At 71.0% G+C, this 18,648-nt stretch carries 15 protein-coding genes; 6 read left to right on the top strand and 9 right to left on the bottom strand.

The features are described from left to right. The first annotated feature begins 23 nt into the window (after positions 1-23). From AB0G15_RS02990 to AB0G15_RS02975, 4 genes are all read left to right on the top strand, one after another. A complete protein-coding gene (locus AB0G15_RS02990) occupies positions 24-1,289 on the top strand; it encodes a nucleotide sugar dehydrogenase (protein WP_362834756.1) in 1,266 nt (421 codons plus the stop codon). A gap of 19 nt (positions 1,290-1,308) precedes the next feature. Then, a complete protein-coding gene (locus AB0G15_RS02985; RefSeq protein WP_362689755.1) occupies positions 1,309-2,397 on the top strand; it encodes a glycosyltransferase in 1,089 nt (362 codons plus the stop codon). Positions 2,398-2,475: 78 nt separating this feature from the next. Then, a complete protein-coding gene (locus AB0G15_RS02980) occupies positions 2,476-4,311 on the top strand; it encodes a DUF4434 domain-containing protein (protein WP_362834755.1) in 1,836 nt (611 codons plus the stop codon). A 19-nt stretch (positions 4,312-4,330) separates the two neighbouring features. Then, complete coding sequence (locus AB0G15_RS02975; RefSeq protein ID WP_362834754.1) at positions 4,331-4,999, top strand: NUDIX domain-containing protein; 669 nt, start codon at positions 4,331-4,333, stop codon at positions 4,997-4,999. 104 nt (positions 5,000-5,103) lie between these two features. On the opposite strand, the gene AB0G15_RS02970 is transcribed toward AB0G15_RS02975, so the two are convergent. Then, positions 5,104-5,730, bottom strand: a complete 627-nt coding sequence (locus tag AB0G15_RS02970) for a Uma2 family endonuclease (RefSeq protein ID WP_362834753.1) — start codon at positions 5,728-5,730, stop codon at positions 5,104-5,106. A gap of 59 nt (positions 5,731-5,789) precedes the next feature. Here AB0G15_RS02970 and hisC point away from each other — a divergent pair, with 59 nt between their 5' ends. Further along, positions 5,790-6,851, top strand: a complete 1,062-nt coding sequence (gene hisC, locus AB0G15_RS02965) for a histidinol-phosphate transaminase (RefSeq protein ID WP_362834752.1) — start codon at positions 5,790-5,792, stop codon at positions 6,849-6,851. 166 nt (positions 6,852-7,017) lie between these two features. Here hisC and AB0G15_RS02960 read toward each other — a convergent pair whose 3' ends face one another. From AB0G15_RS02960 to purD, 5 genes are all read right to left on the bottom strand, one after another. Continuing rightward, positions 7,018-7,965 (bottom strand): EamA family transporter, encoded by a 948-nt coding sequence (locus tag AB0G15_RS02960; protein ID WP_362834751.1) that lies wholly within the window; start codon positions 7,963-7,965, stop codon positions 7,018-7,020. A gap of 435 nt (positions 7,966-8,400) precedes the next feature. Continuing rightward, positions 8,401-9,690, bottom strand: coding sequence for a GTP cyclohydrolase IIa (locus AB0G15_RS02955; protein WP_344746819.1), 1,290 nt, complete (start codon positions 9,688-9,690; stop codon positions 8,401-8,403). A 225-nt stretch (positions 9,691-9,915) separates the two neighbouring features. Beyond that, positions 9,916-11,184, bottom strand: a complete 1,269-nt coding sequence (gene murA / locus AB0G15_RS02950) for a UDP-N-acetylglucosamine 1-carboxyvinyltransferase (RefSeq protein ID WP_362689773.1) — start codon at positions 11,182-11,184, stop codon at positions 9,916-9,918. A 308-nt stretch (positions 11,185-11,492) separates the two neighbouring features. Continuing rightward, positions 11,493-12,527, bottom strand: coding sequence for a hypothetical protein (locus tag AB0G15_RS02945; RefSeq protein WP_362834750.1), 1,035 nt, complete (start codon positions 12,525-12,527; stop codon positions 11,493-11,495). Positions 12,528-12,702: 175 nt separating this feature from the next. Beyond that, positions 12,703-13,935 carry a phosphoribosylamine--glycine ligase gene (gene purD, locus AB0G15_RS02940; protein WP_362689779.1) on the bottom strand — a complete coding sequence of 411 codons (1,233 nt, stop codon included), beginning with the start codon at positions 13,933-13,935 and terminating at the stop codon, positions 12,703-12,705. Positions 13,936-14,457: 522 nt separating this feature from the next. Between purD and corA the strand changes: the two genes are divergently transcribed. Further along, on the top strand, positions 14,458-15,612 hold the full coding sequence (gene corA, locus AB0G15_RS02935; RefSeq protein WP_362834749.1) for a magnesium/cobalt transporter CorA: 1,155 nt from the start codon (positions 14,458-14,460) through the stop codon (positions 15,610-15,612). Positions 15,613-15,637: 25 nt separating this feature from the next. Here corA and AB0G15_RS02930 read toward each other — a convergent pair whose 3' ends face one another. The 3 genes from AB0G15_RS02930 to AB0G15_RS02920 all read right to left on the bottom strand — a co-directional run bounded on the left by AB0G15_RS02930 (position 15,638) and on the right by AB0G15_RS02920 (position 18,591). Then, on the bottom strand, positions 15,638-16,564 hold the full coding sequence (locus AB0G15_RS02930; protein ID WP_362834748.1) for a glycerophosphodiester phosphodiesterase family protein: 927 nt from the start codon (positions 16,562-16,564) through the stop codon (positions 15,638-15,640). Between the two features lie 103 nt (positions 16,565-16,667). Continuing rightward, positions 16,668-17,951, bottom strand: a complete 1,284-nt coding sequence (locus AB0G15_RS02925) for an adenylosuccinate synthase (protein WP_362834747.1) — start codon at positions 17,949-17,951, stop codon at positions 16,668-16,670. Positions 17,952-18,171: 220 nt separating this feature from the next. Further along, a complete protein-coding gene (locus AB0G15_RS02920; RefSeq protein WP_362689791.1) occupies positions 18,172-18,591 on the bottom strand; it encodes a DUF3151 domain-containing protein in 420 nt (139 codons plus the stop codon). Positions 18,592-18,648: the final 57 nt, after the last annotated feature.

Here is an 18,648-nt window from a genome sequence, read left to right as displayed (position 1 = left end):
TTCCGGCGTTCCAAGGTCATCCAGTGACTGCCTACGACCTGGCCATCATCGGTCTGGGCTACGTCGGCATGCCCCTGGCCAAGGAGGCCACGGCGGCTGGTCTGCGGGTCGTCGGCTTCGAGGTCGACCCCGTCAAGGTCGAGGCCCTCAACGCGGGCACGTCCTACATCGACGACCTGACCGACGCCGACCTTGAGCACATGCTGGCGGGGGGCTTCACCGCCACGCTGGACGAATCGGTCCTGGCCGACAGCCGGACCATCGTCATCTGCGTGCCGACCCCGCTGGACGAGGACCACCGCCCCGACCTGTCGGCGGTCGAGGGTGCCACCGGCACCGTCGCCCGCAACCTGCGCGCCGGCTCGCTGGTGGTCCTGGAGTCCACCACCTGGCCCGGCACCACCGACGAGGTCGCGCGGCCCATCCTGGAGAAGGGTTCGGGCCTGGCCGCGGGCACCGACTTCCACCTCGCCTTCTCGCCCGAGCGCATCGACCCGGGCAACCCCAAGTACGGCCTGCGCAACACCCCGAAGGTCGTCGGCGGCTACACCCCGGCCTGCAAGGACCGCGCGGTCGGGTTCTACTCGCAGTTCATCGAGCAGGTCGTGCCGGTCAGCGGCACCCGCGAGGCCGAGATGGCCAAGCTCCTGGAGAACACCTACCGCCACGTCAACATCGCCCTCGTCAACGAGATGGCGATCTTCTGCGACGAGCTCGGTGTCGACCTCTGGGAGTCGATCGAGGCCGCGGCCACCAAGCCGTTCGGGTTCCAGAAGTTCCTCCCCGGGCCCGGCGTCGGCGGGCACTGCATCCCCGTCGACCCGTCCTACCTCTCCTACACGGTGCGCAAGCTGGGCTACCCGTTCCGCTTCGTCGAGCTGGCCCAGGAGATCAACGAGCGGATGCCGTCGTACGTGGTGGCCCGCGTGCAGCGACTGCTCAACCGGCAGCGCAAGCCCGTCAACGGCTCCAGGGTGCTGCTGCTCGGTGTCACGTACAAGCCCGACATCGCCGACGAGCGCGAGACCCCGGCCCTGCCGGTCGCGCGGGCGCTGCTGGAGCTCGGCGCGGAGCTCGTCTTCGCCGACCCGTACGTCAAGGAATGGCGCGTCGACGACGTCGAGGTGCCGCGTGAGGAAGACCTCGCCACGGCAGTGGCCGAAGCCGACGTGACGCTGCTGCTGCAGCAGCACGCCGCCTTCGACCTGTCGGTCGTCGAGGACCAAGGCAAGCTCGTGCTCGACACCCGAGGCGTGCTCGCCGAGGGTGAACGCGTCGAGCGGCTCTAGCGACGGAGGGCTGCGCGCAGTGCACGTGCTCGTCATGACGGTGGTGCATCACCCCGAGGACGCCCGGATCCTGCACCGGCAGATCCGCGCGCTCGTGGACGCCGGTCATGAGGTCACGTATGCGGCCCCGTACACGGCGCGGGGCGTGATGGCCCGCTCCTGGGTGAACGGCGTCGACCTCCCCCGCGCCGCCGAGCGCAAGCGGTTCGCGGCCGTGCGCGCCGCGCGCAAGGTGTTCAAGCGCATGCGCGGGCAGGTCGACCTCGTGGTCATCCACGACCCGGAGCTGCTGCTCGCGGTGGTGGGCATGCGCAAGCGGCCCCCGGTGGTCTGGGACGTCCACGAGGACACTCCGGCGACGCTGTCGCTGAAGCCCTGGCTGCCCGCGTTCCTGCGCCCGCCGGTGCGGTTCCTGGCCCGCCTGCTCGAAGGCACGGCCGAGCGGCACCTGCACCTGCTGCTCGCCGAGACCGCCTACGCCGGACGGTTCCGCCAGGCCCACCTGGTGGTGCCCAACGAGACCTGGGTGCCCGACGAGGTGACCCCGCCGGGCGACGACCGCGTCGTCTACCTCGGCTGGCTGTCGGGGGCGCGCGGGGTGCGCGAGGCCATCGAGGTGGCCCGGCTGCTCCAGCCGTACCGGGTGGCGGTCGAGCTGATCGGCTACGCCGACCCGCAGTCGCGGCCGACGCTGAACGAGGCGGTCGCGGAGGGCGTGCTGGAGTGGCGCGACTTCATGCCGAACGACGAGGCTCTCAAGCGGCTCGACGGCGCGCTGGCGGGGCTCTCCCTGCTGCACGACGAGCCCAACTACCGGCACTCCATGCCCACGAAGATCGTGGAGTACATGGCCCACGGCATCCCGGTGATCACCACGCCCTCGCCTCGCGCGGTGGAGCTGGTCGAACGCTACGACAGCGGCATCGTCGTGCCCTGGCAGGACCCCAAGGCCGTGGCCCAGGCGGTGCTCTTCCTGCGAGACGACGCCAGGGAGCGGTATGGCCGGGGCGCCCGGGGGTATGCGGCGGCTCGTGCGAACCACCACTGGCCCAACTCGGCCCGCCGTTTCGTCTCCCAGCTGGAGGCGTGGGCGGGCGTCAAGAGCTGATCTCCGGTACGGAGGGGCTCACGGTGCTCGCCCGGCTCCTTATGTCTGCCTGATCACAAGAACGGTAGTGTCCTGAACGTGCGCTGGCTCATCGCTTTCCTGGGGGTGGCGATCCTCGCAGGGGTGGCGGCGTTCGTGGTGACCACCCCCGCCGGGAACGGCTCCCCGACGGCGGGGAGCTCGTCGCTCGCGGCCTCGCCCTCGCCCTCGCCCTCCGCCTCCCCCCTGGTCCCGGTGCCGGAGGTGGCCGAGTTCACCGACCCGTGTGGAACGTTCGACACGACGATGCGCTGGCCGTACGCCATCACCGGCTACTGGCTGATCCCGACCGCCGACCACTGCACCTGGCGCCGGCAGTTCGGCGCGATCCACGAGGTGGGCGGCGACACGGTGATCCGGATCGGCTGGGGCCTGCAGGCGCGCAACGTCGACGACGACGGCCGGATCCTCGACGGCGACGGCAACGTCGACGCCCGCTACGAGCCGTGCGAGGAGGACGGGGTCCCGTGCGCGCTGGCGGCGGAGAACGACCTCAGGGCCGCCAACCCCGGCAACCGGGTGAGCTGGACGTTCGTCTACCGCACCGACGAGGCGTTCGGGCCCGGCCTGTTCCGCTGCCCCGAGTTCGAGCGGAAGATCGTCACGGAGAAGACCGTCTTCTACCGGATCGTCGCCCCCGACGACGGCACCGACGACCCGAGCTGCTCGAACATCCGGGCCAGGGGGCGCGGCTACCACGTGATCCTGGTCGCGGCCGCGCACGAGGACAGCCTCACCGAGTTGCTCGACCTCGGCGACCGGTTCGGGGTGAAGGTCTACCCCGCGCTGCCGCTCGCCCCCCGCGACCCGGCGCAGAAGACCCGGGCCGCCAAGCAGGGCACGGACACGCTCACCACGCTCACCCGGCGGATCATGCAGGACTACGGGGCGCGCTTCCAGGACCGGGAGTCGCTGGGCGGCTTCTACCAGCCGTTCGAGCTGCAGATGCGCGAGATGAAGTACATCGGCGATTCCGAGGACGACCACCCGACGCTCAGGGTCTACGCCTCGCAGCACGAGATCGTCGAGCAGGAGATGCCCGGCAGGCCCGTCCTCGTCAGCCCCTATCTCGACGCCCGCAAGGAGCGGCCGTTCAGCGCCACCCCCAAGCAGGTCGCCAAGGGCTTCGAGGCCCTCGCCAGGACCGGCGTCGGGATCATCGCCCCGCAGGACAGCCGGGGTACGGGCAAGGTCGGGCTGTTCTGGCCCGACCAGCGCGAGGACGAGGTCGACGAGCGGCTGCGCCCGGCCGTCGACGAGAAGACCAACGGCGACGCCTACCACGGCTCGACCCGCGACTACTACCGCGAGATGTCCCTGGCCAGGACCAGGATGGTCGAGCAGGGCTTCAACGTGCAGCTCTGGGCCAACGTCGAGGCCTTCGAGCCGACCGGCGAGGAGCGGTGCGCCGCGGGTTCGGAGCGGGGGCGCACCGACAAGGAGCGGCTCGACACGGCCGTGGCGCAGGTCGGGCGCTACGTCTCCAAGGTCGTCTCCTACATGTGGAGCGACTTCTACACCTGCGGCTCCCCGTCCCTCGCCGAGGAGATCGCCCGCGACCACGACCGGCCCATCGCGGCCGACGCGATCCGCATGCAGCGCGACATCCAGGACGGCGTGGAGATCCGCGGCTACAACATCCCCATGGGCTCCAAGGTCACGCTCACCTGGAAGGGCCAGAAGGAGCCCCACGTCGTCGACGTGGCCGGGGTGAACCTGACCGAGCCGCCGCCGGACCTGCCGGTGCGGATGAGCACGGCGTGGATCCCGTTCGACTGGTCCAAGGTGCCGGACGACACCTGGGTCCAGGTCTCGGTCGCGGCGGCCGACGGACGCGCCGCCACCGAGCCGCTGCACGTCCGCGTGCGGGTCTGACCGGTGTAACGTGCCTGCCATGGTGCCGCGCATTCCCGTCAGCGTGGACCTTGTCGTCCTCACGGTGCGCCGCCAGGTGCTGAGCGCGCTCGTCTGGCGGCGCGACAATCCGCCGTACGAGGGACGCTGGGCCCTGTCAGGCGGCTTCATCCAGCTCGACGAGGACCTGCCCGCGGCCGCGGCCCGGGTCCTCGCGGAACGGGCGGGCCTGCCGGGCGCCCCCGTGCACCTGGAGCAGCTCCAGACCTACGGCTACCCCGACCGCGACCCGCGCCAGCGCGTGCTGAGCGTGGCCTACCTCGGTCTCGCCCCGCACCTGCCGACCTCCACCGAGGCGCACATGAGCTGGCAGCCGGTCTCCGCGCTGCTGCGCGAGATGGCCTTCGACCACCGGCGCATCATGGTCGACGGGATCGAGCGGGCCCGCGCCAAGCTGGAGTACACCCCGCTGGGCGCGGCCTTCTGCCCGCCGGAGTTCACCGTCGCCGAGCTGCGCCGGGTCTACGAGATCGTCTGGGGCCGTCCCCTCGACCCGCGCAACTTCCACCGCAAGGTCACCAAGGCCGAGGGTTTCCTGGTGCCCACCGGCGGCACCACCACCCGCGACGGCGGCCGCCCCGCCAAGCTCTACCGCCGCGGCCCCGCCGTGGCGCTGCACCCCCCGATGCTCCGCTCCCTGAAGGAGTAGCCGGCACCCGGCCGCTGGGCCGATCGCACCGCGCTCGCATGATGTTCCAGGAACACCGGCCGGTCATCGATCAGGGCCTGTACCGGCACGGTCGCCAGACGTGGCTATCGACCGCGAGGGTTGGCGATATCCGTCAGATCGATGTCGATGTCGAAGGGAAGACTGAGCTTCAGGCGATTCTGATGGACACCGGTGAGCGCGTACACCCTTGTCACCGGGTTCAGTTCGTGGACGTGGACGCTGGGGCGGCCCTCGATGTTCTCGACACGCCAGAAGTGGGGGATGCCGGCCTCGGCGTACATCTGGGGCTTGCGGTTGCGATCGCGCTCCTCGGATTCCTCGGAGACGACCTCGACGGCGAGCAGCACGTCCGCCGCCTCGTAGAAGGTCCGTGACATCTCGGAGGGTGCGTGTGCGTGGAGGATCACCAGGTCGGGCTCCGGCCGTTGACGTCGCCCCAGCTTCACCGTCATCTCCTGCTCCACCCGAAGATGGGCGGGAGCAGCCTGATCAAGCTCTTTGTGCAGGAGGAACAGCACGAGAGCGTGAAAACGGGTCTGGGGGCTCACGAACACGAGAGTGCCATCGATGAGTTCCGTGTGAGGGGGGATCCCCGGAAGCCGATCGAGGTCATCGGCGGTGAAGCCCTCTATGGGAGGAATTGCCCAGTCGGGAATGGGCTCGATGTCGGCCAGCGGTGCGATGCTCATGTCGTCCTTCCGGTCGGGCATGCCTCTCACCTCCAGTGTTACAGGATGCCCCATCCGCCCGCTGCTCATAAAGTAAGGCCATGCCTCGTTTCCGCGCGATCCTGGACACGATGCCCGCCTACCGGGCGGGCAAGGCCGTGGTGTCCGCCGACGGCCGGTCCTACAAGCTCTCCTCGAACGAATGCCCCTACGAGCCGCTGCCCTCGGTGGTCGAGGCGGTCGCCAGGGCGGCGACCCAGATGCACCGTTATCCCGACCCGGCGGCCACGGAGCTGACCGGGGCGATCGCCGAGAGATACGGCGTCCCGGCCGAGCACGTCGCCCTCGGCGCGGGCTCGGTGACGGTGGCCCAGCAGCTCTTCGAGACCGTGAGCGAGCCGGGCGCCGAGGTGATCTACGCCTGGCGGTCCTTCGAGGCGTACCCGCTCCTGGCCGACCTGGCAGGGGCGACCTCGGTGCGGGTCCCGCTGCTGGGGGAGACGCACCACCTGGAGGCCATGGCCGACGCGATCACCCCCCACACCCGCATGATCTTCGTCTGCAACCCGAACAACCCCACCGGCACGGTCGTCCACGCGGCCGAGCTGGAGGCCTTCCTCGACCGGGTGCCGGAGAGCGTGCTCGTCGTGCTCGACGAGGCCTACCGCGAGTACGTCAGGGACGCCGGGGTCACCGACGGGCTCACCGTCTACCGCGACCGGCCGAACGTGGCCGTGCTGCGGACCTTCTCCAAGGCGTACGGCCTGGCCGGGCTCCGGGTGGGTTACCTGATCGCCAACGAGCCGGTGGCGTCCGCCGTCCGCAAGACGACCGTGCCGTTCGCGGTCAACCACCTCGCCCAGGCCGCCGCGGTCGCCTCGCTGGCCGCCGAGGACGAGCTGATGGAGCGGGTCGAGGCCGTGGTCAAGGAGCGCGACCGGGTCCGCGAGGCGCTGATCGCCCAGGGCTGGGAGGTGCCGGTGAGCGAGGCCAACTTCGTCTGGCTCCGGCTGGGGGAGCGCACGCTCGACTTCGCCGGGGCGTGCGCGACCGAGGGCGTCGCGGTGCGGCCCTTCGCCGGGGAGGGCGCCCGCGTCTCCATCGGCGACCCGGAGGCCAACGACACCTTCCTGGCCGCCGCGTCGGCCTTCCGGAGCGCCTGACCCGGCTGAACCCGCCTGACCTGTCCGGCTCGGCCCGGCCGCGCGCCGGGCCGTCCCCATTCCGGCCCCCCTGTTCCGGCCCCCGCGCCGGACCGCCTTCGCGCCGGGTGCCCGCGGCCTGCACGGCCTGCACGGTCGCGGGCTGTACGGCCTGGACGGTCGCGGGCTACACGGTCGCGGGCTCCGGCTTCGCCTCCGGTGCGGGCTCCGGCTTCCCGCGCCGTTCGGTGGAGACCACCAGGGCCACTCCGATGACGATCACCACGCCGGCGGCGACCATCGAGCCGGTGACCGGCTCGCTCAGCACGAGGGCGCCCAGCACGACCGCCACGACCGGGTTGACGTAGGCGTAGGTGGAGACCAGCGAGATCGGGGCGTTGCCCAGCAGCCACACGTACGCCGTGAAGCCGACCAGCGACCCGATCAGGATCAGATAGGCCAGCGCGGTCCACGACCGCGCGGAGACGGTGGCGGCGTCGAGGCGCTCGCCCACCACGGCGGCGGTCAGGGCGAGCCCGACGCTACCCGCCGCCATCTCGACGGCGCTCGCGGAGAAGGGGTTCGCGGGCATCGGGATGCGGGAGGCCAGGAACGAGCCGATCGCCCACGACAGCGACGCCAGCAGGATGATGGCGATCCCGGCGCCGTCGGCCGCGTTGCCTCCGCCGCTCAGCGACAGCACCGCCACGCCGCCGAACCCGACGAGCACCCCCACGAGCGTCAGCATCCGTGGCCGGTCCCTGAACAGGATCCTGAAGACGACCAGCCAGAGCGGTGTCGAGGCCACCAGCAGCGCCGCCAGGCCGCTGGAGATGTGCTGCTCGGCCACGGCGACCATGCCGTTGCCGCCGGTCAGCAGCAGCAGGCCGACCAGGGCGGCCCCGCCCGCCTGCTTCCAGGTCATCCGGAAGGCGTCCCGGCCCTTCAGCAGGTACACCGCGGCGCCGAGGACGAGCGCGGCCGTGACGAAGCGGACAGCCCCGCTGAGCAGCGGCGGGATCGTCTCGATCGTGATCATGATCGCCAGGTACGTGGAACCCCACACCACGTACACGATCGCCAGCGCCCCCCAGACGAGGAGCGCTTTGCGGCTGTCAGTACTGTCTTGACCCATAGCTCATGACAATAGCGGTTGAAACCGACAATCCGCTCGCGGGTTTCGGACCTCGGGATCCGGCGGGGCGGACCGTGACCGGCCGGGTGCGGCGACACCTTCGGCGACACCGCGTCCGGCCGGATCCGGCGGAGCGCGTCCCGGGGAGTCGCGGCCCGGGAGCTTCGCCGCACCGGGCCGGGCGAGCCGTAACGGGCTGGCCGGAATGAACGGACCCGGTGAACAGGACCGGTGAACAGGCCAAAACAAACAGGCCGGAATGAACAAACCGCGGTGAACACGCCGGGCCGGGCGGGCCGTGGTGAACAGCCCGCGATGAGGCGCGCCGCGAGCCGGCGGGTCACGCCACGCCGGGACCGGCGCGCCGTGACCTGGGAGGTTCCGCCGCCCGGGTGCGGCGGAAGCCTCCAGGTCGGTGCGGACCGCGCGCGGGGCTCAGCGGGTGCCGAGCTTCTCCACGATCAGCCGGTACAGCTGCCGGGGGCGCCCCGGCTGCGGCGTCCGGTTCGGCGGAAGCGGCCACGCGAGTCCCTCGTCTACCAGCGTGCGCAGCAACCGCCGTGCCGTGCGCGGGGTGACGCCGAGCATCTTGCCCGCGCCCTCCGCGTCCACCACCGTGTCCCCGCCCTCCAGCTTGGCCGCCAGGCGGGCCAGGACCTCCACGCCCTTCGGCTTGAGCGGTCCGGCGCCCTGAGGGGGCATCCTGGGCGCCGGGATCAGCGCCCTGCCCTCGCGGTCGACCGCGAAGCCCTGGGCCTGCTTGCCCGCCTGGGTGCGCGCCAGCGCGGCCCTGGCGTGCGACTCGGCGTCGTGGGTGGTGCGGCCCATGCCGACGCCCACCTCGACCGCCAGGCCCAGCTCGTCGCGGACCCGCGCGGCGAACGGCAGGACCCGGAAGCCCTCGGTGGCCGCGGCGACCGAACCGCGGGTCGCGGTGACCATGTAGCTGTGGTCGTCGACCGCGGTGACCGACGCGTTGATCCGGTTGGCCTCCTGCACCAGCAACCGGTGCAGCGACAGCCGGAGCTCGTCGCGCCAGTAGCGCGGCGCGGCCCGGCGGACCGGCTCGCGCAGCGTGGGCACCTCCACCAGGACCACGGTGAGCTGCGACTCCTCCAGTCTGTGGTGCGCGCCCAGCAGGGCCGCCGTGTGCAGCGCCGTGCGCACCGCGGCGGAGGTGGGGCGGATCCTCACCACGGGCACCCCCGCGGTCTGGAGGCGGTCGGCGACCGCGGGCAGGCAGGTGAGCGCCCCGCTCGTGCTGCCCTGGCGGGCGAGGCGTTCGTGGAAGGCCGCGATCGTACCGGTGGCGCCCGGTTCGTCGCGGCTCTGCACATCCCCCGAGGGGAGACTTAGATCGTTGTACGCCTCCTCGACCTCTGCCCTGCCCAGGACGTCGATGCTGACCCTGCGCGGGTCTATCCGCTCGTCCAGCGCGGCCCTCGCCAGCGCGGCGATCAGCGCGGCGCCGCCGAGCTGGACATACGTCGCGGGCATCGTCAGCACCCCCGATCGCCGGGCCAGGTCGTAGGGGACCGGGCTGGCGAACAGACATGCGTCGACCCCGGCTCCCAGCCGGGTGACCTTGTCGGCTGCCTCCTGCTCGTCACGGTATGCCGCCGCCACCAGGCGGCAGGGTAACGGGGCAGCCGCATGCCCCATCAACATCACCCGTTCGACGAGGTCATGGGGGCCCACCACACCGATAGTGAGGTCCGGTGTCATGGCACCCGGGCGTGACACTCGTGGCGCTTCTTCGGCCCGCTCGACCAATGTTCGTCCCATCATGCCGTCCGTTTGTTTTCGGCTCTCTTTTGGAACGATCGCTCGCGAGGGCCGTAATGTCACGCCCGATTTGCGGCCAATTCCGGAAGCAACTTCCGGGTTAAAGCCATGACTGGCATCGTTTACACAGGTCAGAGCGGTTTTTGAGCGTCTCAAACCTGCTGATTATGAAGCTGAAATCTCTCGCCGCACATCGGCCCCCAGGGACTGCATACGCTCGGCCAGATAAGAGTGCCCGCGGTCGATGAGATATCCGGATTCGATCACGGTCTCCCCCTCGGCGGCCAGGCCCGCGAGCACGAGCGCGATTCCGGAACGCAGATCGTGCGCGGTCACCTGTGTCCCGGTGAGCGGAGTGGCGCCGCGAACGACAGCACTGTTCTCTTTCACCTCAATATCGGCGCCCATCTTGTTCAGCTCTGAGGCCAGAGCGAAACGCCCATCGAAGATGCGTTCATGAATGTAACTGGCACCGTCGGCGAGACAGGCGACCGTCATGATCGGCGACTGCAGATCCGTGGCGAAACCGGGGTAGGTGTCGGTGATCACGTTGATCGGGCGCAGCGGGCGGTCCCTGCGTACGTGGAGCACCGCGCCGTGGTCGGCGAACTCCACTCCCATCTGCTCCAGCTTGTAGCGGACCACGCCGAGGTGGTCCAGGTCGGCGCCGACCAGGTTGACCTCGCCGCCGGTGACGGCGGCGGCCATGGCGAACACGCCCGCGTCGAGGCGGTCGGGCATCACGGTGTGCTCGACGGCCTGGAGCTCCTCCACGCCCTCCACGGTGATGAAGCCCGTGCCGCCGCCGCTGATCTTCGCGCCCATCCGGGTCAGCATCTCGATCACGTCGAGGACCTCGGGCTCCAGCGCCGCGTTCTCGATCACGGTGGTGCCGCGCCCGAGGGCGGCGGCCATGATCAGATTCTCGGTGCCGGTGTGCGAGGGGGTGTCCAGGTACAGGGTGGCGCCGGTGAGGCCCGCCGACTTGACGTGGATGACCGAGTCGCCCTCGTCCACGAGCGCGCCCAGGCGCTTGTAGCCCAGGTAGTGGAAGTCGAGGTTGCGGCTGCCCAGGTTGCAGCCGCCCACGCCCTCGATGATCGCCTCACCGAGGCGGTGCAGCAGGGCGGGCACGAACAGCACGGAACCGCGGAAGCGGCGGGCGATCTCGGCGGGCAGGACCGGGCTGCTGAGCGTCGAGGCGTCGATCACCAGTGTGCGCTCCGCCTCGTGGAGCTCGACCGTGGCACCGACCGTCTCGGCCAGCTCGACCGCACGGCGGACGTCCTCGATGATGGGGACGTTGCGCAGGACCGTCCGGCCTCTGGACGCCAGCAGCGCCGCGCCGATCATGGGAAGCACGGCGTTCTTGGCGCCCTGGATGAAGGCGGTTCCACGAAGTGGGTTGCCACCGCGCACGCGGTAACGGACCATGCGTCATGCTCCTTGAAGTGGTTCGGGTGATTCATGTGGCGCGGGGCGGCAGCCGAGGTTTATCCGGCCAACAGTAGCCGTTGGATGCCCCTGAAACGGCCACTTCAGGGGGGAACTACCCCTCGGATCGCCGGTAATCATCGGCCCTCGCGGCGGCGGGCGCCGGCGGCCCGCCCGCCCGTGCTCCCCGGTGTCCCCGCGCCCCTTCGACCATGTCTCCCGCACCGCTCGCGGCCGTGCCGCGCAGAAGATCATCTCATGGTCCGGCGGCCGTGGGACATGCAGGGGCGCCGCTCTGGCGGGCGGCGCTACCTGTCCTTCGTGCCGCCCGCGGCGGTGAGCGGTGAGGCGGCCGACAGGAGGTTGTCGGCCCTCTGGTCCACGAAGCGGGTGACGACCTGCTGGCCGTACCCGAACGCCATCGCCCAGACCAGGATCGCGGGCTGCGAGCCCAGCCCCGCGAAACCGGGCACGAAGCCCGAGTTCAGGATCAGCAGCCCGAGCACCGAGGTGGCCACCCCCGCGGGCGCCTTGAGAAGGTTCTGGACGACCGCCAGCGAGTAGCGGGTGGACAGCTCCGAGCGGGTCGACAGCGAGGCCGCGGTGGCCAGCGCCGCGCCCAGCATGCCGATCAGGGCCACGAGCGGGACGTCGCCGTGGCCGGGCTGCAGGCCGCCCGTCGGGCAGATCTGGGCGGGCATCAGCCCCTGGGTGCGGATCACCGACTGGTTGCCGCACATCGGGATGACGTTCGGCCAGATCGCGCCGATGACCACCACGCCCAGCACGATCAGGGTCAGCATGACCACCCCGCCGAGCAGCAGGTTGCGGAAGCTGCGGACCCGCCCGGTCTCCATGGCCTGCGCGGTGTACGCGGCCCGCAGCACCGACTGCATCAGCGGCCTGTCGTTCTCCCCCAGGTCCCCCGCCGCGAGCCTGGCCTGGAGGTGGACCAGCCGGGGGTCGTCGCCGGGCAGGTAGGCCCGGCCGATCGCCGCCACCTCCGGGCCCCGCCCGCACAGCTCCGCCGTCGGCAGCACGCCGTACAGCATCACGGTCGCGCTGTTGACGTTGGACCAGGCGCCCTCGACGGCCTGGCCGGTCAGCCAGCGCCGCACGCCGTGCCTGCTGCGCGCGTACGTCTCCGCGCGGGCCAGGTGCGTGCCGATGCCCTCGCCCACCGAGACCAGCTGGCCCGCCTCGTCGCGCATCGTGAGGGCCCGCTCGGCGTCGGCCCTGATCTCCTCGCTCCGGGTGGCCACGTACACCCGCCAGGTGCCGGGCCAGCGCAGCACGCCGGTGTCGCCGATCCGCTCGGGGGGCATCGCGGGGTCAAGCGACATCGTTCCTCCGGGGGGAGCGGCCTGGGACGGGCATGCCGGGGCACTGCCGACTGCCCCAGGCTTACCGCGACATGCCGATCAAGCGCTACGCCCTCGGGAAAACCGGGGATTCGGGCGCTCGCGGGAAATCGGCACGTCGTCCCCGCGGCCATGAGCATCCCCGGGGAACCGCAGGTCAGGCGCCGCGGCCCGCGATGTCGGTGCGGTGGTGCGAGCCGCGCATCCGGATGCGCTCCACGGCCTCGTAGGCCGCCGCCCGGGCCGCGGGGACGTCGGGCCCGGTGCCGACCACGCTGAGCACCCGTCCCCCGTTGGAGACGATCCGGTCGCCGTCGAGGGCGGTGCCCGAGTGCAGCACGTAGGCGTCCTCGACCGGGTCGGACAGCCCCTCGATCACGTCGCCCTTCACCGGCTCCGCCGGGTAGTTCTCCGCGGCGATCACCACGGTCACCGCGGCGCCGTCGCGGTAGGAGAGCGGCCCGAACCGGTCGAGCGTCCCGTTCGCGCAGGCGAGCAGCAGGCCCGCGAGGGGCGTCTCCAGCCGGTCCAGCACGACCTGGGTCTCCGGGTCGCCGAACCTGGCGTTGAACTCGATCACCTTCGGGCCCTTGGACGTGAGGGCCAGCCCCACGTACAGCACCCCCGTGTAGGGCGTGCCGCGCCTGGCCAGCTCGGTCACGGTCGGCATGACGGTCTCGGCCATCACCTGGTCGGCGAGGTCGTCCGGCGCCCACGGCAGCGGGGTGTAGGCGCCCATCCCGCCGGTGTTGGGGCCCTGGTCGTCGTCGTAGGCGCGCTTGTGGTCCTGGGCGGGCTGGAGCGGCACGGCGGTGGAGCCGTCGCAGAGCGCGAACAGCGACACCTCGGGGCCGTCGAGGAACTCCTCGATCACGACCCGCCCGCAGGCGGCGGCGTGCCGGAGCGCCTCGTCGCGGTCGCCGGTGACCACCACGCCCTTGCCGGCGGCCAGGCCGTCGTCCTTGACCACGTACGGCGTGCCGAACTCGTCGAGCGCGGCGGCGACCTCCTCGGGCGTGACGCAGGTGTGCGACCGCCCGGTGGGAACGCCCGCCGCGACCATGACGTCCTTGGCGAAGGCCTTGGAACCCTCGATCAGCGCCGCCTCCCGCGAGGGCCCGAAGCAGGGGATCCCGGCCTCCCTGACGGCGTCGGCGACCCCGGCGACCAGGGGTGCCTCGGGGCCGATCACGACCAGGTCCGCCCCGAGCCTTCCGGCCAGCTCGGTGACCGAGGCAGGGTCGGTCGGCGCCACCGGGTGCAGGGTCGCGACCTGCGCGACACCCGCGTTTCCGGGAGCACAGTGAACCTCGGTGACCTGGGGGTCCGCCGCCAGCGACCGGCACAGGGCATGCTCACGCCCGCCGGATCCAATCACAAGAACGCGCACTCGTCAGAGCCTATCGTCCCCCCGGCGTCCCCCTCGGGCCCGCGCCCGCCACCCCCGGGTCCCGCGGCCCCGGACGGCTTTCCGAGCCCGCGTCCGCCAGGCTTCCCCCGCTCCCCGCGAGCAGGAGGCCGGCACTTCGGGAGGCCCGCGGCGGACGCGGATCCGCGGCGTCGTCCACAGCCTGTGGACGACGCCGGGCACCCGTACCCGGGGGGAGACGCCGTAAAGGGCGTGTGAATTTTGTCTGGTTGTGCATGATCAACACTTGAACCTGGGAGTAAACTGAGAGACGTCCCCCCGATCGTGTTAACTTTTGGGTGGCTTTGCGTGTCTCTTGCTGATTGGAGGTGGTTCGGGATGTCCTCTGGCGATCCCAGCAGTACGTGCTCGCGCACTCCTGCTGTGCGCACCCTCGACCACCCCATCTCGGTGCCCGACCGGCGCCACACGCATCACCTCCCTCACCGGGGGTGACATCGCATCGCGTGTGGATCCCGCCAGGTTGGGCGGGAAAGGCTCGCCATGCGCTCCTCGCTTCTTTTTCCCCGTATCAAGCACACCCGCACGATCCGTGCCGCGCACGTGCCCGCCGTCTCGCTCCGTGAGCGGATGACCGGCGTCTGCGTCCCGCCGAGCGACTCGCTCGTGGAGTACGCCGCCTACGTCGGCGGCAAGAAGATCGACGCCCTGGGCATCCCCGACGCCCTGGAGATCGTCCGCGCCCACAACGCGGCCCACGACGCGGCCTCCGACGGGGGTTCCGGCAAGGGCTCCGGCGGGGGCAACGCCTTCGTCTGGGTCGGCCTGCACGAGCCCGACGCCCCCGAGGTCGAGTGGCTGGCGGAGGTCTTCGCCCTGCACCCGCTCGCCGTCGAGGACGCCGTCAAGGCTCACCAGCGGCCCAAGGTCGAGCGCTACGGCGACTCGGTGTTCGTGGTCCTGAAGACCGTCGCCTACATCGACCACGACGTGCTGACCGCCACCAGCGAGATCATCGGCACCGGCGAGCTCATGGTGTTCGTCGGCCCCGACTTCGTGGTGACCGTGCGCCACGGCAGCCACTGCCCCCTCTCGGAGGTGCGCGCCCGCCTCGAGGACAAGCCCAAGCTCCTCAACCGGGGCCCCACCGGGGTGCTGCACGCGATCGCCGACCACGTCGTCGACAGGTACCTCAGCGTGGCCGACCGGATGCAGGCCGAGCTGGAGGACGTCGAGGCCATGGTCTTCGCCGACGTCAGCGCCCGCGACATCGGCCGGATCTACAACCTCAAGCGCGAGATGATCGAGATGAAGCGGTCCGTCATGCCGCTCCAGTCGCCGATGTCCACGCTGGCCCAGCGCCGGATGATCCCCTCCGAGATGCGCGAGTACTTCCGTGACGTCGTCGACCACCTCGCCCGCGTCTGCGAGCAGGTCGAGTCGTCCAACGAGCTCTGCAACTCCATACTGCAGGCGGCGCTCGCCCGCTCCAACGCGCTCGCCAACGAGGACATGCGGAAGATCTCCTCGTGGGTCGCCATCATGGCCGTCCCCACGATGATCGCCGGCATCTACGGGATGAACTTCGAGCACATGCCCGAGCTCGACTCCGTGTTCGGCTATCCGGTGGTGATCGGCGTGATGGTCGTCGCCTGCACGCTGCTCTACCGAGGCTTCCGCCGCAACGGCTGGATGTGATCTCCCGCGCTCCGCACCCCGGCCCTCAGGCGCTCAGGGGGTGCGCGGGGGTGACCGGCCTGGGGACGCGCATGCCCCGCCCGGCCCACAGGGCGATCATCCGGTCGGGATAGTCGGTGACGATCGCGGCCGCCCCGAGGTCGAGCAGCTCCGCGGCCCGCTCCGGGTCGTTGACGGTCCACACCGCCATCGGCAGGTCGGCCTTCTCGGCCAGCCGGGCGAACTCCCGGTCGACCATCACGTGCTCGGGGGAGAGCGTGGTGCCCCCGGCCTCGGCGGCGGCGGCCGGGACGTCGCCGTCGAAGTCCTCCAGGCGGAGGCCGTCGAGCCAGACGCTGTCCATGGTGGCGCGCTCGATCAGGGCGTACCGCCGGGTCGCGGGGGCCAGCGAGCGGGCGATCCGCAGGACGCGCCAGTCGAAACTGAGGATCGCCGCCCGGTCGAGCCGGCGGTGGCGGTCGAGCTCGGCGACGACCATCTCGGTGAACTCGGCGGGGTCGGCGCTCAGGTCGGGCCGGGTCGGATCGGATTTCAGCTCCACGTGCACCCGCACCCCGTCGGCGCCGTACGCGTCCATCAGCCCCAGCACGGAGCCCAGGGTCGGCATCCGGGTGTTCGGCACCGGCACCTGGGTCGGGGCGAAACGGTCGCCGGGGTGGCGCGGCACCCGTACCCCGCACTCCAGCGTGCGCAGCTGCGCCAGCGTGAGCGCGCCGACGGGCCGGCCCACGTACGGGAAGGCGGGGTCGCCCGCGAAGGCGGGGCGGACGTCGGCGCTGGTCACCGGGGACACGGTGAGATCGTGGGTGAGCACCAGCCGCCGGTCGGCCGTCAGCGCGACGTCGAGCTCCAGCGCGTCGACACCCAGTTCGAGGGCGTGGGCGAAGCCGGGCAGGGTGTTCTCGGGACGGAGCCCGCGGGCGCCGCGGTGACCGTGAATCTCGGCATGCACACAGGGACCTTATCCACCCCGGGCGCCGATCCTCCGGTACGGCTCGCCCCTCGGCGACGCCGGGCGCGGGCCGTACCGGTGAAAACCGCGGAAACCGTGGAAACTAGAGCATCGAGTGGATCTGGAGCGTCTCGGTACGGCCGGGGCCGACGCCGACGGCCGAGATCCTGGCGCCGCTCATCTCCTCCAGGGCCTTCACGTACGCCTGCGCGTTGGCGGGCAGGTCCTCGAAGCTCCGGGCACCGGTGATGTCCTCCTTCCAGCCGGGGAACTCCTCGTACACCGGCTTGGCGTGGTGGAAGTCGGTCTGGGTCATCGGGACCTCGTCGTGGCGGACGCCGTCGACCTCGTAGGCGACGCAGACGGGGATCCTGTCCAGGCCGGACAGCACGTCCAGCTTGGTGAGGAAGTAGTCGGTGACGCCGTTGATCCGGGTGGCGTAGCGGGCGATGACCGCGTCGAACCAGCCGCAGCGGCGGTTGCGGCCGGTGGTCACCCCGTACTCGCCGCCGGTGGTGCGCAGCCACTCGCCCATCTCGTCGTCGAGCTCGGTCGGGAACGGGCCGGAGCCGACGCGGGTGGTGTACGCCTTCAGGATGCCGATCACGCCGGTGAGCCGGGTCGGCGGGATGCCGGAACCGGAGCAGGCGCCGCCGCTCGTCGGGGAGGAGGAGGTGACGAAGGGGTAGGTGCCGTGGTCGATGTCGAGCAGGTTGCCCTGCCCGCCCTCGAGCAGCACGACCTTGTTCTCGTCCAGCGCCCTGTTGAGGATCAGCGAGGTGTCGGCGATGTGCGGCGTGAGGCGCTCGGCGTAGCCGAGATACTCCTCCAGGACCTTGCCCGCGTCGATCGCCCGGCGGTTGTAGATCTTGGTGAGGATCTGGTTCTTCTCGCCCAGCGCGACCTCGATCTTCTTCTGCAGGATGCCCGGGTCCAGCAGGTCCTGGACCCGCACGCCCATCCGGTAGATCTTGTCGCCGTACGCGGGGCCGATGCCGCGCCCGGTCGTGCCGATCTTGGCCTTGCCGAGGTAGCGCTCGGTGACCTTGTCGAGGGCCTTGTGGTGAGGCATGATCAGGTGCGCGTTGGCGGAGATCAGCAGGCGCTCGGAGGAGACCCCGCGGGCCTCCAGCCCGTCGATCTCGCTCAGCAGCACGCCCGGGTCGATGACGACGCCGTTGCCGATCACGGGGACGACGTTCGGGGAGAGCACTCCCGTGGGCAGCAGGTGCAGCGCGTACTTCTGGTCGCCGATGACGACCGTGTGGCCCGCGTTGTTGCCCCCCTGGTATCTGACGACGTAGTCGACCTGGTCTCCGAGCAGGTCGGTCGCCTTACCCTTGCCCTCATCGCCCCACTGGGCACCAACGAGAACGACAGCCGGCATCGTGAGTCTCCCACCACAAAAACGAAAACCCCTGACGCAATCGCGACAGGGGCTCTTGCGTGGAGAGAATACCCGACGGCGTCCGAAATGGGGATCTCCCACCTCGCGAAAGAGGGGTGCGGTGAGAGATCCCGGGGACGGGCCGGACGCTGACCGACGGCTCAGCGAGGCGGATCAGGGGTGGGACCGGGTGCGGGGCCGGGGGCCGGACAGCGCCTGGTCAGCGGCTGGTCAGCTCCTCGGACGCCTCGGCGCTGGAGTCCTTCAGGAACTGGAAACACCGCTCGGCCTCCTCCTTCTCCCCGATGCTCTGGGCGGCGCGGGCCAGCGCGTGCAGGCAGCGCAGGAACCCCTGGTTGGGAAGGTGCTGCCAGGGAATCGGGCCGTGACCCTTCCAGCCCGCCCTGCGGAGCTGGTCCAGGCCGCGGTGGTAGCCGGTGCGGGCGAAGGCGTACGACGTCACGGCGTGTCCCGCCGCGAAGTACTCGTCCGCGAGTACGGCCCAGGCGGCCGGGTACGCGGGGAAGCGCGCGGCGACGTCGGATGCTTGGGCGCCGGATTCCAGCGCCTCCCGGGCCTCGGGCAGGTCCGGGAGCAGGGTGGGCGGCGGGCCGGCGAGGAGGTTCTCGTGCGATTCCATAACGACAGTCCTACCCGGTGTACCCGCGTCAGGCCAAGATCGGCCCCCGGAGTCTTT

Origin of the sequence: Streptosporangium sp. NPDC023825 (assembly GCF_040639575.1) — a bacterium.
Taxonomy (GTDB): Bacteria; Actinomycetota; Actinomycetes; order Streptosporangiales; family Streptosporangiaceae; genus Streptosporangium.
Note: the sequence above shows the minus strand (reverse complement) of the source record. Positions and strands in the feature narration are given on the sequence as shown.

Bases quoted from the DNA above. Each gene is read 5' to 3' on its own strand.
- AB0G15_RS02975 (WP_362834754.1), top strand. From the start codon at position 4,331: ATGGTGCCGCGCATTCCCGTCAGCGTGGACCTTGTCGTCCTCACGGTG.
- AB0G15_RS02970 (WP_362834753.1), bottom strand. From the start codon at position 5,730: ATGCCCGACCGGAAGGACGACATGAGCATCGCACCGCTGGCCGACATC.
- hisC (WP_362834752.1), top strand. From the start codon at position 5,790: ATGCCTCGTTTCCGCGCGATCCTGGACACGATGCCCGCCTACCGGGCG.
- AB0G15_RS02960 (WP_362834751.1), bottom strand. From the start codon at position 7,965: ATGGGTCAAGACAGTACTGACAGCCGCAAAGCGCTCCTCGTCTGGGGG.
- AB0G15_RS02955 (WP_344746819.1), bottom strand. From the start codon at position 9,690: ATGACACCGGACCTCACTATCGGTGTGGTGGGCCCCCATGACCTCGTC.
- murA (WP_362689773.1), bottom strand. From the start codon at position 11,184: ATGGTCCGTTACCGCGTGCGCGGTGGCAACCCACTTCGTGGAACCGCC.
- AB0G15_RS02945 (WP_362834750.1), bottom strand. From the start codon at position 12,527: ATGTCGCTTGACCCCGCGATGCCCCCCGAGCGGATCGGCGACACCGGC.
- corA (WP_362834749.1), top strand. From the start codon at position 14,458: ATGCGCTCCTCGCTTCTTTTTCCCCGTATCAAGCACACCCGCACGATC.
- AB0G15_RS02925 (WP_362834747.1), bottom strand. From the start codon at position 17,951: ATGCCGGCTGTCGTTCTCGTTGGTGCCCAGTGGGGCGATGAGGGCAAG.
- AB0G15_RS02920 (WP_362689791.1), bottom strand. From the start codon at position 18,591: ATGGAATCGCACGAGAACCTCCTCGCCGGCCCGCCGCCCACCCTGCTC.